Consider the following 14,394-nt stretch of genomic DNA (forward strand, 5'->3'; position numbering starts at 1 on the left):
TAAAAAGCACGACCCGTGATTTGGGCTACGGGCAACGTGCATAATTTTTAAGCTTTAGCAAATAACGATTTAAATGCGACAAAGCCAAATCCGAAAAAAAGCATCAGGTGAAAAAGCAACATTCCGTAATTATTGATCACAAAAGCGCTGTAGATCGCAAAGCCAAAATATAAGAAAAGCAGTGTTTCTATAATATTGTTTGCAGTGATCTTATGGCTGAGGTAAACGTTTTTGCTCACCGAATTTACCGTATCCACATTGAATTTTGGCGTGCGAATAAATTCAGATTTTTTGCCAAAATGCCCTTCTAAAACCGCAAGCGAATTATGTACACTAAAACCCATCGCGATAGAGAAAAAGGTAAAAAACATACCAATGTATTTCAGAAAATTTTTAAATCCGCCACCATGAATCCGTTTATAAGTAACCCAATAAGCGCCAAAAAATATAATTGTGCTTATCGCGAAAAATGCCACGACAACAAGATAATTCTGAAAAACGGGATTTGTATTCTGTATGTATAGAACGGGCACACTAAGTACAGCCAGAAGCAGAACAATCAAAAAGATACTACTGTTAAGCAAATGAAAGAAACTATGAAATTTTGTCTTAAATGAAACGGTAGGATCTTTAAGCAACTTCCAGTAAAACTTCTGAAAATTCTCTGCTGCACCCTTATTCCATCTAAATTGCTGCGAGCGTGCCGCACTAATTGCAACAGGAAGTTCGGCCGGAGTTTCAACTTCCTCCAGGTATTTAAATTCCCATTTTTTAAGTTGTGCGCGGTAGCTCAGGTCAAGATCTTCGGTTAAAGTATCGCCTTCCCAGTTGCCTGCGTTTAGAATACAAGTTTTACGCCATACGCCAGCCGTACCATTAAAATTGATAAAATGATGCCCAAAACTGCGACCAACTTGTTCAAGAACAAAATGAAAATCGAGCGCAAAAGCCTGAATTTTGGTCAGTAAAGAGTAGTTTCTATTGAGATGTCCCCAGCGGGTTTGTACAACACCTATCTTTTCATTTTTAAAATAGGGTATTGTCTTTTTGAGCCAATCAGGATTCGGCATAAAGTCAGCGTCAAAAATGGCTATAAATTCGCCAGAAGCTGTTTTTAAACCTTCTTTTAAGGCACCAGCTTTAAACCCGGTTCTGTTTTTTCTGGTGATATGTTTAATGTTTAATCCGCTTTTTTGAAGCTTATTGATCTTTGCTTCGGTATTTAAAACAGAGCTATCTGTAGAATCATCAAGCACCTGGATCTCGAGCTTATCTTTAGGATAATCGAGCAATGCAATATTATCGAGAAGCCTTTCGACGACATACATTTCGTTATAAAGAGGAAGTTGTACAGTTACCAGCGGTATTTGAGCCGGATCATTAAGATCATATTTCTCAGCATTATCTACTTCTTTTTTGGCTTTTAGATAATTTAAAAGAAGGTGAAGCTGGGCAAGGCTGTAAAGGAAAATCAGCGTAAGGGCAAGCGTGTAAATAACTATTACTGCAGTTTCCATTACTTAAAAGTGTACTTGAAAATCCAACCCAAAATCTTTATTCCTGCAAAGATAGCACCTTTCACAGTTCCCGAAACTTTTGAGACACCTATGCGGTTGCGATACTTTACCGGTACTTCTACATACGACAAACGTTGCTGTAGAGATTTAAGTTGCATTTCTACCGTCCAGCCGTAGGTTTTGTCTTCCATATGAAGAGCAAGTAATTTTTCATATTTTATTGCTCTAAAAGGACCCAGATCTGTGAATTTAGATTTGAAGAAAATGCGCATAAGAGTTGTGGCCAGTTTATTACCAAACCGCTGCGGAAAAGTCATACTTCCCGGTTCTCTTAATTCTTTTACCCTGGCACCAATGACAAGGTCAACATCTTCATTAATAATGGGCGCCACAACATCATGAAGTTGTTCCGGGTAATCGCTGTAATCACCATCCAGAAAAACTACAATATCTGGTTTAATAGCCTGAGAAGCGATGTAACTGAGTCCTTTTAAACAAGCATACCCATAACCGGGTCTTTCTTCTTTAAGAACGATAGCTCCTGCATCGCGGGCGTTAACCTCGGTTTCGTCTGTAGAATTATTATTAACTACAATGATCTCGCTAACTATATCGGGAATGTCATTAATGACCAAACTAATAGAATTCTGCTCGTTAAAGGCAGGAATGATAACTTTAATATTTTGGGTCATTGAGGGTTTTCTAAATTTTTGGCAAAAATAGAATTACCTATTTAAGTATTGCTCATTATTAGTAAAACCTTAGACGAATGTATGGTGTTATGCTAACAAGTAGAGAAAGTTTTCTGAAAGGACTAATTATTAAGGATAGATCAAGAGGTCTCCGGGATTTGAAATGAAAACCAGATTTGCTGCCAATAGAATAAGATCGTAATGCCAGCCAAAGCCTTTTTCAGCATAAAAACCAGTTTTCCAAACAAAGATCTTTTTGTAGATCGCACCAAGCATCGTGCAAATTAATAAGGCTGCTCCTATCTGAATATAAATTCCCCCGGCAACTGAAATTGCTCCTGTTACTTCGGCAATACCTAAGAGAAGGGTGAAAGTAGGTGACATGCCTATGCTTTCTGCACGTTCTTTCGGTTTTTGAATATGGCCTTTGCCACTTGAGAAAAATACGATAGCTACAATAATGCGTAGCGCCAGAAGAGCATAATCTGAAAGGGAATAGAGATCAAAGAGCATATAATAAGGCATTAGTTAATTCTTTTAAATTTAGTTATTTACAAATCCTGAATATTTGAAAACCCGGACTTTTGTATAAGATTAACTATTCGGAGCTTCTATAATGCTTCGATGGACTCAGCATGACATTTGAGCTTTGATTTGTCTTTATTCTTTAATAAAAAGTTTTTCCTGAACTAAACACAATTCTTAAAACCACATTCAGTCTGAGCTTGTCGAAGACAATCTTGCTTCATGTTGATTTTACTTTTGAAACGTGCTTCGACAAGCTCAGCATGACAGAAGGGTATTAATTTGTGAGCTATTTTATTATTAGGTTCTGTTTTAATAATCACAACTATGAAAACGATTGTCAGTCTGAGCTTGTCCAAGACAATCTTGCTTCACGTTGATTTTACTTTTGAAATGCGCTTCGACAAGCTCAGCGGGACAAACATTTTGATTTGTGATTATCAAAAGATTTAAATTTCTTTTTTTAAATAAACAGAGTTCAGACAACTATGAGAACGATTGTCAGTCTGAGCTTGTCGAAGACTATTCTTCTGGACGACCATATTCTGTATAGTTCCTAGAAAAAGCAACCAAATCATCCCAATTTTCTTCAATTAAAGCACGTTTTTTACGTCGTGTCCAGCCCTTGATTTGCTTTTCGATTTTAATGGCTTCTTTGGGATTTTCACATTGTAAGTGCCATTTTAATTCAAGAGGTCTTCGGGAAAAAGTATAGCTGTCTTTTTTACTTCCTGATTGGTGCTGTATCAATCTTCTGTCTAGATCATTTGTCATCCCTGTATAGTAAGAACCGTCTGAACAAAGAAGAATATAAACGTAATAAAATTTCATGGTAAAATGCTTCGACAAGCTCAGCATGACATTTGAGCTTTAATTTGTATACTATATTAAAGTTACAAATCATATTTAAAAAACATAGGGATAACACGACTATGGAAAAGCTACTGTCAGTCTGAGCTTGTCGAAGACTATTCTGGTTTATTAAAATTTTATTATATGGAACGTGCTTCGACAGTCTCAGCAGGACAAACTTACTTTGATTTGTGATTATCCTAAGGTTCAAATTGCTTTTCTTAGATAAAACAAAGTTTAGACAACTATGAAAAACCAGTGTCAGTCTGAGCTTGTCGAAGACTAATCCTGATTTACATAATCCATGAGGTCCACATCATTACCTAAGAGAATTTCATTTGAGTTAATGCGGCCTTTTCTGGAATCATTTTCTAATTTCAAAACTCCTCTTGGGCAAACAGCTGAACAAATACCGCAACCCACGCAGGAACTGCGAACGATATTTTCACCTTTTTGAGCGTAAGCACGTACATCGATTCCCATTTCACAATAGGTAGAACAGTTTCCGCAGGAAATACATTGTCCGCCGTTTGTAGTAATTCTAAATTTTGAGAATAATCGCTGCTGAAAACCCAATATTGCTGCCATTGGGCAACCAAAACGACACCAAACCCGATTACCAAAAATAGGGTAGAAGCCTACCCCAATCACTCCGCTAAAAATAGCTCCGATTATAAAACCATAGGCAGAACGCAGCTGATACGCATCAAAGAAAAAAAGCTTTCCGAAACCACTAAAATAGGATATAAGAAGCAACGAAATTACAATTGCGAAATAAGCAACTGCTCCTTTTTTAGCATCTTTAGCAAGTTGCTTTTTTCTGTAAATCATCGCCCAGCCAAAAACCAGGGTTAGCAAACCTATTACCAACCAGACAAAAAGATCCTTGCTTAACCAGACATTGTCATAAAATTGCACTTCCTGATTTGCTGCCACTTCAAAATTTGACCCGTTAGGGTTTTGATTGATGAGGGTTGCCTGTTCTCCCTTTCTTATTTGCGAAAGAGCTTCTTCATTTTCAGCTTCAGAAATTATAGCGTAATCAATGTTTGACGGAACTGTCCTTTCAATTTTAATTGGTTCACCGGAATCTTCTTGATTAATAAAAACAACACCTTTAGCACCAAATTCTTCCGCGGAATCGATACGCTCTCCAATTGTTTCCTCACTATTCTGCGCGCTCATAAAAACAACCTTGTCTTCTAGATTGCTGTATTGCGACATGGACGAAGAATCATTTTGAGCCAGATAAGAATACACAACCGCAACAGTCATTACGGTTACAAAAACAACCACACTGTGTATGACCCAGCGCTCGATCTTCCAGGCAAAAAGGCGTTTATCTGAAAGGTGTCTGTAAGGATCACCGGCAGTTTCGGCAAGGCCACCACAACCACAAACCCAGGAACAATACCAGCGTTTGCCATATTTGTAAGTAAGAATAGGAGTGATCACAAAAATTGAAAGCAAACCAAAAATAAGCATTGCCATTCCTACATCACCCGAACTCAAAAATTCTTCAATTCTATAACCAGCGAACAGATCATAATTCAGCGGCCAGATATTCTTAAAATCATAGTATGGCTGATTTAACCGTACCAGAATTTCCGGAAGTATAAACGCAAAACTCAGCTGAAAAAACATCACAGAGCAGGTGCGTATGATCTCGTATTTGCTGTGCCTATATTTTAAAATGAATTTGTAACCAAATGCCAAGATTGCCAAAGTGTACAAAGTGCCGTATACGAACCATTGGCTGGCAGGTCCACCGTTAACCAGTTTACTAAGAGGATCAAACAAGGCTATCAAGCCGGTATTTTCACCTTCTGTATTTAATCCTAAAAATTGTGGAAACCAATAGAGAACGATATAAAACAGCGTGAGAAGAATCCCCGTCGCCCAGGCTGCCAGACCTTTTGCAGTCATCGATTTAAAGTAAACTCCGTCGTTTTTTATTCCTGCATGCTTACCGGGATAAAGATCGTTTGCAAAAATGATTATTCCCGCAGCGATCATGCCTAATGACAAAGAAAGGAACAGGGTTTTATTGGGAAAACCTACATTGAATAGAGCGAGTACCAGGATAAAAAGACCTAATAACCCTACCGCACTCGCGATCTTTTGTACAGTTGAAAGTGCTTTGGGAGGTTCTCCCGCCAGAGACATCACGGGATCAGCATTATATTCCATAAATAGATTTTAAACGGTTTGCAGTTGACCTTTGTAGGATTTATATATTTCTTTAAAATGATCTTTGAAAAACTCAGGGTCAAAGTTGGCTTTAGGTAAGTTTTTTACAACAAAATCAAGATCTCGCTTTTCAGTGAGCCAATGATCTATTACTTCGTGACGCATACGTATACCAAAAGTGTTTATTCCCAGAAAATCGCCGGTTTCTGCATTGTAAGCGATGGTTATACATTTGGTATCATCTTTATGCTTCCAGTGAAAATGAGCCTCGTTTTCACGAAGTGTTTTAGTGCTGGAAACCCAGCCGTAGGTTTGATATTCTATATCAAAGAATTTTGCGCTGTTAAACCAATGTCCCGGTTTGTATTCAAATGGTTTTCCGCAAATGGTTTGAGCAAGTGTTTCACCCATCATTCTACCGGTGTACCAAACAGCTTCTACCGGTTTCCGCAAACCAATTGGTTCACGTTGCTGCGCACAATCACCAATCGCGTAAACATCAGTCACATTTGTTTCAAGCATGCGATTAACCAGAACACCTCTTTCTGTCTCAATACCTGAATCTTTTAGAAATGCAATATTTGGTTTTACTCCGGTCGCGATCCCTACCAATTGACATTCTATTTTTTCACCCGATTTTGTGCGTATTCCGGCTACTTTTCCGGTTCCATCGTCAAGTATTTCGTCAAGTTCGGTATTATGCCTTAGATCAATTCCGTGTGAAAGAATGTGGCGCGAAATCATTTCGGCTTCACCATTGGGTAAAACGCCAGACCAGAAAGCATGCTCACGCACCAGCATAGTAACTCCTATTTTACGAGTGTGCAGCATTTCGGCAAGCTCAACACCTATGAGTCCGCCCCCTATAATCACAGCATGTTTGCACACATCATTATTAGGTGCGTTTTTCTCTAGTTCTTCCAGATCCTGCTTTGTTACCAGACCTTGTACGCCTTTAAGATCAAGTCCAGGCCAGCCAAAACTTGCTGTCGTAGAACCTGTAGCAATGACGAGTTTGTCATATTTAAAAGTTTCGCCATGAGCGAAATAAAGCGTTTTTGCTGCAGTATGTACTTTTTGAACATAGGCATTTTTGAGTTCAATCCTGTTTTTCTCCCAGAACCAGTCTTCATAAGGCTTAATATCTTCCCAGCGCATGTGACCCATATAAACATACATAAGCGCCGTTCTCGAAAAAAAGTGATCACTTTCTGCCGAAATAATTGTTATGCGTTTATCTGAATTTTTACGAATGTGCCGGGCGAGCGTTACGCCAGAAATCCCGTTGCCAATGATGACGATATGCTCCATGTAGATAAAGTATGCGTATTAAGTCGCATTTAAAGTTAAGAACTTAAGAGAAGCCATCATTTAAATTAACTCTAAATATTGAATCTTGATTTGATTTATAATTCTAAAAATTACCATTCTTAGTCGTATTTTAGGCCGATGAAGCCGATTTTTAAGCCTTTTTGTGCGATTTTTTTAATGCTGTTTGCATGCGGTTGCATGACCAAGGTTCCCTTTAAAATTAAAGGAGTGAGTTACGTGGCCTCTCGTGATACTATCGTTCAGGAACACATTGATCCGCTATTGAAGTTGGGCGCGACAGATGCTGCTGTGATGCCTTTTGGTTTTATACGCAGTCTTGATCACCCTAAGTTAATGTACAACACAGACAGGCAGTGGTATGGTGAGACTTATGGTGGAGTTGAGAATTACGTTCAGGAATTGCATAAAAATAATATTGCAGTGATGATCAAGCCACAGATCTGGGTGTGGCGTGGTGAGTTTACCGGCGATATGTTGATGAAAAATGATGCCGACTGGAAAGAGCTTGAATCGTCGTACGAAGATTTTATTTTGCTTTACGTGAAACTGGCCGAAGAAAATCATGTTGAGCTGTTCTGCATTGGTACAGAACTTTACAACTTTGTCTACACGCGCCCTGCTTTCTGGGAGCAACTAATTAAAAAAGTACGAAAAGTATATTCCGGGAAGTTGACTTATGCTGAGAATTGGGACAAAGTAGATAAATTCCCATTCTGGGATGAGTTAGATTATATAGGCGTAGATGCGTATTTTCCGGTGGCTGAATCTAAAACGCCCACGGTTGCTGAGGCTAGAAAAGGCTGGACTCCTCATAAATCTATGCTAAAATCGCTTTCGCGGAAGCACGATAAACCCATACTTTTTACCGAATTTGGCTATAGAAGTGTCGATTTTGCAGGTAAAGAACCGTGGCAAAGTTTTAGGCAAGATGGTGGGACAAATCTGGAAGCGCAGGCAAATTTAATTGAAGCTCTTTTTGATGAATTTTGGGATGAAACCTGGTTTGCCGGTGGCTTTGTTTGGAAATGGCATCACGATCACTTAAATGCGGGCGGTGAATTAAATAATAGATTTACACCTCAAAATAAGCCCGTAGAAACGTACTTGCGCATGCGATATAAGGACACATTAGTGCCTTAGCTCTTTCGATTTTAAGATATTAAAGATTTGTGAATTAATAGATGTTTGGGAATAGAGCGCTTTAGCTCTTTGTAATTTGCTTCAAAATCTAACACAAAATTTATGTCAATTCTTACAATTATACTTTCAATATTACTGCCTCCCGTTGCTGTTGCTTTAAAGCATGGTATTTCAGGAGCGCTATTTATCAATATTTTGCTTACACTTTTAGGATGGTTACCAGGTGTGGTTCATGCCTTCTATGTAAATAGTAAGTAATTATTTATCAGTTAAGATTTCAACCTGATTAGATGGTGTAGTTTGTACTTTACTTCTTTTCAGGTTTTTGCAATAATAGCTGAACAGTTCATTAGGACTCGCACCCATCCATTTTTTTACGTATATCATCCAGAAATGATATTGAACGTACCATATCCCATTATTATCATATAATCTAGAGGATGAAATGATCCATTGTGGTATAACAACAAACTGCTTGCGAGCGAAAAGTTCATTTATCAGGATATTGTCTTCATAAATGATGTAACTTTCATCATAACCACCTATTTCATTAAATAGATCTTTGGTTATGAACTGACTCTGATCACCGCCTCTGCATGCACGCCAGTTGAATTGAGTTAACCAACCAGCCAACTTTAACCACCAGTGATTGCTGTTAAATTTCATACGGAAACAACCCGCAGCATTACCCTTGTTTACCTCTTCAATTATATACCTATCATAATCCTGTGGTGGGAAAGAATCTGCATGCAAAAAATAAAGAATTGAGCCTGAAGCTTCTTTTGCTCCGGTATTCATTTGTTTTGCCCGCCCTTTTGCAGATGAGACCAGCGTAAGATTAAGGTAAGGATAGTTTTTTGATAATCTATAGGCGATGTTTTGAGTGCCATCAATACTGCCGCCATCAACTAATACAACTTCAGACAGGTTTGAATTGTCTGAAGTTTTTGCTGATAAATGAGAGATCAATCTTGGCAGATTCTCCGCCTCATTCAGTACGGGTACGATAATGCTAATCATAAACTAAACATACAAATATTTCTGTTTTCCGCTGTGGCGAACTTTTACTGTTTGTTTAGATTCCAGTTATAATCTTTGTATTGCAACCTAGTACCGCTTTTAATTTTGGTATTAGAATATTGGTTTATAAAATCTACAACAGTAGGAGTTTTATCGGTTTTAAAGTCTTTTGCGTACCAGTCAAAAATGGAAGAAACTTTAGGATTGCTTGCGCTAATATCGTTCTTGTCAGAATTGATAAACTCTTTAGTCACCATATCCAGTTGCTCATTAATTTTAGCAGCTGTATAGGCTTCATTAAGCAATTTAGGGCATGAAACAGATGCGCAGTTAATAGCGAAATGTATTCTGGGTTCGTTCATTTTTCGCAGGATTCCGTTTTCTAATCCGCCTAAAGAAAGTTCGCGATTATTTATAGGAATAAAACCTTTAGTGAAAGCACCTTTTATATCTTTTATACTTTTAGTCGGGTAGTTATCGAGTATTAATTTTACTGTGTTTGCGTTGTATAAATTGATGTAGTAGGCTAGAAGCTCTTGTACAGACCAATCATTATCAGGATCGAGAGAAGTTAATTTGTTGAGGTATTTATCTAGAGCGACACGATCATTTTTAAATCCTTCATAATCTACATAACCGGTATTGTTAACGTGCTTTTGAAGTAAATCTGTCCACTCACTATGATCAATATTTATTGCAGAATTTGCCGTCGTTGAGGTTAACTGGGTTTCTACAGATTTTGTAGGTTGCCCCTGACTGCTAACACCAGCTGCAGACAAAAGATTACAGCTTTGTAAGTTGCATGCTATTATTGAAAAGAATAAAATTTTAGCTGAAAGTTTCATTTATTGTAGTTTTTTAAAAGGTAAGGCCTTTCGCTATAATAAGCTTTTGCCTTAACATCCTGAACGCTAAATTTTAGCGTTTTTAGATTATTGTTCTTCAATGTATCTACGAAACAAAAAGGCCAGCCGGATTTACCGCAGGCCCGATATAACAAAATATTAATCGTTTTACAGATTTTAAAATCTCTTATTTCTTAGAGTTTTTTGATCAATTCTGTAAAAAGTGTGATCATATTAGGCTCAGCTTTAGCGGCGTTTGCCATAATATCATTGATGTCTACCGGTTCCAGATTATTGGGATCACATTCATCTGTAAGAACAGAAACCGCTGCAACGGGTAAACCTAAGTGATTTGCCACGATAACCTCCGGCACTGTACTCATACCTACAGCATCTGCGCCTATAACTTTTAGGTAACGATATTCTGCGCGTGTTTCCAGTTGCGGTCCTACAACAGAAGCATAAACTCCTTCATGAAGTTGTATGTCATTACTTTTTGCCACATCTCTTATGATCTGTGACATCTCTTTATCATAAGGACTGCTCATATCAACAAAGCGAGTGCCCATTTTCTCAACACCTCTAAAAGCAAGTGGCGAACTTCCCTGAAGATTTATGTGATCTTCAATAAGCATGATCTCTCCTTTTTTAAAATCAAGATTAATTGCTCCTGCTGCATTAGAAACCAGTAATTTTTTAATTCCTAATTCATGCATCACACGCACAGGATAACTTACATCGCGCAATGTGTAACCTTCATAAATATGAAAACGACCTTGCATGACCACGACTTTCTTGCCGCCCAGCGTCCCATAAATTAATTTCCCTTTGTGAAATTCTACCGTTGCTGTAGGGAAATTAGGGATGTGATTATAACTAACGGTACTTATAATTTCCAGTTTGTCTACAAGCTGGCCAAGACCTGTACCCAGAATTATTCCTATTTCTGGGGCTTCAAAACCTCTTTCTCTAATAAATGCTGCCGATTCTTCTATGTATTTCTTCATTGAATTAAATGCTTTGGAAGGAATTTTTTAAACGCTTCAATGTCTTTGATATCTTCATAATAATCTACATCGTTGCGCAACTCCAGTTGTTTTATATTTTCATTCTTAAGATCTTCTAAAGTTTCAGCAAGAACGGTATCTGTGCCCCACTTTTTATTTAGAAAAACAGATGAATTTAAGAATTTCATTCCGAATAAATAATAGCCGCCGTCTTCTGCGGGACCTATAACAGAATCATGATTTCCTAATTCTTTAAAAGCCAGTTCAATATCTTGCTGCGTAAGGTCATACATATCACTTCCTATTATGATCACTTTTTCAAAACCCGCATCAAAAGCTTGTTTAAAAGCATGATTCATTCGCAAGCCTAGATCTTCTCCCTGTTGTTGCTTTTTGGTGTAAACTTTAGAATCCCAAATATCATTTTCCCGCACTTTTACCGAATAATAAACCTGCTTATCAACTTCAAGATCTTTGGTGATCGCGACTGTATGCTGAAGTAAAAATTTATAAATCTCAAGAGCGCTTTCATCACCGGTTGTCGCAGCCAGACGTGTTTTGCACTTGCCCAATTCCGGGTTGCGTGTAAAAATTATAAGCAGTGAATCTGTTGAATGGTTTACCATAAGATCTAATAAACTTTAGTTCTGGTTTCCAGATATTTTCCCCAATGTCTGGCAAAAATATGAACTCGTTCGGTTTTGTTGCCGGTGCTGTCAATCACAGGAAACCCGGCGTCTTTCCAGGCAAAAATACCACCGTACAGATTATTTATAGGGGCAAAATTCATTTTCTCCATTTTTTTGCCAAAATCCTCACTACGTATGCCCACAGTGCAATAAACTATTATTGGCTGATTTTTGTTAGAAATAAGCGATTTTAGCTGGTTTTCATGGGTTTTTTCGCCAACCCAGATTGCTCCCGGAATATGACTTACATCAAATTCTTCCCGTTTTCTGGTGTCAAGAATGAGATATTTATCAGGTTGCATTCTTAATTCCTGAACAGAAATATAAGGCACGCTTCTGGTGTTGTAGTGGCTTAAAAGTACGTCTATAGATTTTTGGGCAAATACATTTATAGAAAGTATAAAGAAGCAAAATAAAAGTAATAATCTCATAATTATAATTGAATTCCAAAACCTTGTAAACCGCTCTCAAAAGCCGGTAAAATCTCTGTATTATCCCAGATTCCGGTAATTAATGTACGTGCATACTCCTGCGGAAGGTTTTCCTTTTTCATAAGATTGCTGGCCAGCCCATGATTATAATGCATGGCGTGATGGGTCAATTCAAAATTGTTTGTGCTGTCATCAAGAATTGCATACCAAACGCTCGAAGTACCATCATTTGCCGGCATACCTATCACACCGGGATTAAGCCATAAATTCTCATTTCGCTTTTGCGAAAATGGAAGTCCGCAATGACCGGCGATAATCACATCACTTTTAGTCTCTTCAAAGTTGGGAGCTTTCACTTCCCAGGGAGTTGATTTGAAGATAAACTCAGAAATATTAAAGTAAGAACCATGAACGATCGTCACCTTTTTGCCGGAATATTCAAACTCGATATGATCTGGAAGCGTCTGTAAAAAATTCAGCGAACTTTTACTGAGTTTGCTTTGCGCGAAAGGATACCAAAGTTGTGAGAAACCGTCGCAGCGTGAACCTTTTCTAAAGTCACAACCACAATCTTCTGCGCCTTCCCGCAATTGTATTTCCACATTGCCCGCAATACTTCTCACTCCCCAGATTTTAAAAAGTTGAACGGTTTCTTCCGGCTGAGCGCAGTAGCCCACAATATCTCCCGTAGAGAGGCAATTTTCGGGTAAAATGCCTAGATTTTCGGCTATATTTTTTAGTTTTTCCAGCGCTTGTAAATTGCTGTAAACGCCGCCAAAAAGTAAAACCTTGCCAGAAAGGTGTCCTATATTTTCTATTTTTTTATCCATGTAGGTATCAGGTATAAAATTATGCAACTGGCAATTCCCCATACATTAACCCAGAGCAGATCTGCATATTTTCCTTCGGTGTAAATAAGATTTTTTGGAAATATTTCAAAAACGAGCAAGAAGCCAAAAACGAGTCCGCAAATAACGCTCAAATAAAAACTGCTTTTGGGAGCAGGCTTTCGCCAAAATAAAAACACAGGCGTTAAACCAATAACCATCGTTCCTGAAATAGTCGTGGCTGAAAGAATTTCCACATCAGAAAACGCCGGAATTGTGCCTAAAATCGCCAATAATGCCATAGAAAGCCGCCCAAACGTGAGGTTTTTACTCAGTTTTAAATCTATCGCAAGCAGTTTTGAAAAGGAAGAAAAAGTAGAATCAAGCGTTGAAGCCGCTGAGGTTATCATAATAAAGTTGATTACCAGAAGTACTATAATACCAAAAGCTTTTCCCACTTCTACGGCTGCCTGACCGTTCATGCCCTGACTTTTTGCATAGACGCCAATCAAGCTGAAAAGCACAATGCACAAACCGCCTAAAACACTTGCCCAAAGAAAACTTTTGAGAGTAACCTTAGGCGAACTTATAAATCCGCGATCTGTCAATACAGGATCATGAAAAGGGTAACTGAAAGACTGAAGCAGCGCAGCGAGAAATAAATTTACGCCCAACTCCCAACTCCACGTTCCCGAAGTCACAGCTTCTGCAGGTGTAAAGTGACCGGTTGAAAAAATATTCCATAAAATGACGATTAGCAGGACAGCAAATAATCCCATCTGAATCATATCTGTAAAAATCGAACTGCTTAACCCGCCTTTTAAAGTATAGGCCAAAGTGAGCAGCGTAAAAACTAAAATTGAGCTGTAAAAGGGCATCGTTCCGCGATCACCAAAATATGTCCCTATAACTAAGGTGTTACTCCAGACTTCATTAAATAAACGTATCGCAATAAGAACAGAAAATAGCGCCATCGCGCCGCGACCAAATCTGCTGGTAAGAAATTCATGAATACTTTTAAAACCGCCATGTTTTCGCATTTGGTAAATCAAGACCCCTGCAACGGCAAATGAAAGATAATAACCAGCGTAAGCGACACCGCCTACAATCCCAAAATCAAGACCAAGATTTGCGGCATTTGTAATGCTTTTTGCAAAAATCCAAGAGATAATTAAACTCCCGGTAAGCATAAAAGCATTGGGCGCTTTTTTGTTGTGTTCAGCTTTAAAAAATTCTGATGTTGTTTTTGCTAATGGCGAAAGGAAAAACAAGATCAAACTAGATCCTATTACCAATATCCATTGCCAGATTTGTATGCTCATTAGTT

15 protein-coding genes are annotated in these 14,394 nt (G+C 38.2%); 2 read left to right on the forward strand and 13 right to left on the reverse strand.

What is annotated here, in order from left to right; translation table 11 throughout:
• Nucleotides 1-47: 47 nt before the first annotated feature.
• The 6 genes from ACH3O9_RS09845 to ACH3O9_RS09870 all read right to left on the reverse strand — a co-directional run bounded on the left by ACH3O9_RS09845 (nt 48) and on the right by ACH3O9_RS09870 (nt 7,087).
• Complete coding sequence (locus ACH3O9_RS09845) at nt 48-1,517, reverse strand: cellulose synthase family protein (protein ID WP_416439905.1); 1,470 nt, start codon at nt 1,515-1,517, stop codon at nt 48-50.
• Nucleotides 1,517-2,209, reverse strand: coding sequence for a glycosyltransferase family 2 protein (locus ACH3O9_RS09850; protein ID WP_416439907.1), 693 nt, complete (start codon nt 2,207-2,209; stop codon nt 1,517-1,519). The genes ACH3O9_RS09845 and ACH3O9_RS09850 overlap by 1 nt, the downstream gene beginning before the upstream one ends.
• 129 nt (nt 2,210-2,338) lie before the next feature.
• Nucleotides 2,339-2,734 (reverse strand): DoxX family protein, encoded by a 396-nt coding sequence (locus ACH3O9_RS09855; RefSeq protein ID WP_416439909.1) that lies wholly within the window; start codon nt 2,732-2,734, stop codon nt 2,339-2,341.
• A 522-nt stretch (nt 2,735-3,256) separates the two neighbouring features.
• A complete protein-coding gene (locus ACH3O9_RS09860; RefSeq protein WP_416439911.1) occupies nt 3,257-3,565 on the reverse strand; it encodes a GIY-YIG nuclease family protein in 309 nt (102 codons plus the stop codon).
• Nucleotides 3,566-3,868: 303 nt separating this feature from the next.
• Nucleotides 3,869-5,776, reverse strand: coding sequence for a 4Fe-4S binding protein (locus ACH3O9_RS09865; protein ID WP_416439913.1), 1,908 nt, complete (start codon nt 5,774-5,776; stop codon nt 3,869-3,871).
• 9 nt (nt 5,777-5,785) lie between these two features.
• On the reverse strand, nt 5,786-7,087 hold the full coding sequence (locus ACH3O9_RS09870; protein ID WP_416439915.1) for an NAD(P)/FAD-dependent oxidoreductase: 1,302 nt from the start codon (nt 7,085-7,087) through the stop codon (nt 5,786-5,788).
• Between the two features lie 228 nt (nt 7,088-7,315).
• Here ACH3O9_RS09870 and ACH3O9_RS09875 point away from each other — a divergent pair, with 228 nt between their 5' ends.
• Nucleotides 7,316-8,248, forward strand: a complete 933-nt coding sequence (locus tag ACH3O9_RS09875; RefSeq protein WP_416439917.1) for a glycoside hydrolase family 113 — start codon at nt 7,316-7,318, stop codon at nt 8,246-8,248.
• Nucleotides 8,249-8,350: 102 nt separating this feature from the next.
• The gene (locus ACH3O9_RS09880; RefSeq protein WP_416439919.1) at nt 8,351-8,506 is read left to right on the forward strand and encodes a YqaE/Pmp3 family membrane protein; all 156 of its coding nucleotides are present in this window, start codon (nt 8,351-8,353) and stop codon (nt 8,504-8,506) included.
• Here the strand turns inward: ACH3O9_RS09880 and ACH3O9_RS09885 are convergent, their stop codons facing one another.
• From ACH3O9_RS09885 to ACH3O9_RS09915, 7 genes are all read right to left on the reverse strand, one after another.
• Nucleotides 8,507-9,268 (reverse strand): TIGR04283 family arsenosugar biosynthesis glycosyltransferase, encoded by a 762-nt coding sequence (locus ACH3O9_RS09885; protein ID WP_416439921.1) that lies wholly within the window; start codon nt 9,266-9,268, stop codon nt 8,507-8,509. It lies immediately after the preceding gene.
• A 44-nt stretch (nt 9,269-9,312) separates the two neighbouring features.
• Entirely contained in the window at nt 9,313-10,113 is an 801-nt protein-coding gene (locus tag ACH3O9_RS09890) for a DUF547 domain-containing protein (RefSeq protein ID WP_416439923.1), read from the reverse strand.
• A 194-nt stretch (nt 10,114-10,307) separates the two neighbouring features.
• Nucleotides 10,308-11,120: a purine-nucleoside phosphorylase gene (locus ACH3O9_RS09895; RefSeq protein ID WP_416439925.1), complete on the reverse strand. Its 813-nt coding sequence runs from the start codon at nt 11,118-11,120 to the stop codon at nt 10,308-10,310.
• Nucleotides 11,117-11,746 (reverse strand): TIGR04282 family arsenosugar biosynthesis glycosyltransferase, encoded by a 630-nt coding sequence (locus ACH3O9_RS09900; protein WP_416439927.1) that lies wholly within the window; start codon nt 11,744-11,746, stop codon nt 11,117-11,119. Before ACH3O9_RS09900 ends, ACH3O9_RS09895 begins: the two co-directional genes overlap by 4 nt.
• Nucleotides 11,747-11,751: 5 nt before the next feature.
• Nucleotides 11,752-12,240 (reverse strand): rhodanese-like domain-containing protein, encoded by a 489-nt coding sequence (locus ACH3O9_RS09905; protein ID WP_416439929.1) that lies wholly within the window; start codon nt 12,238-12,240, stop codon nt 11,752-11,754.
• A gap of 2 nt (nt 12,241-12,242) precedes the next feature.
• Entirely contained in the window at nt 12,243-13,070 is an 828-nt protein-coding gene (locus tag ACH3O9_RS09910; protein ID WP_416439931.1) for a metallophosphoesterase family protein, read from the reverse strand.
• A complete protein-coding gene (locus ACH3O9_RS09915; protein WP_416439933.1) occupies nt 13,055-14,389 on the reverse strand; it encodes a sodium:solute symporter in 1,335 nt (444 codons plus the stop codon). Before ACH3O9_RS09915 ends, ACH3O9_RS09910 begins: the two co-directional genes overlap by 16 nt.
• Nucleotides 14,390-14,394: the final 5 nt, after the last annotated feature.

The sequence above is a fragment of the Leeuwenhoekiella sp. A16 genome (assembly GCF_047946675.1).
In the GTDB taxonomy this organism is placed as follows: domain Bacteria; phylum Bacteroidota; class Bacteroidia; order Flavobacteriales; family Flavobacteriaceae; genus Leeuwenhoekiella.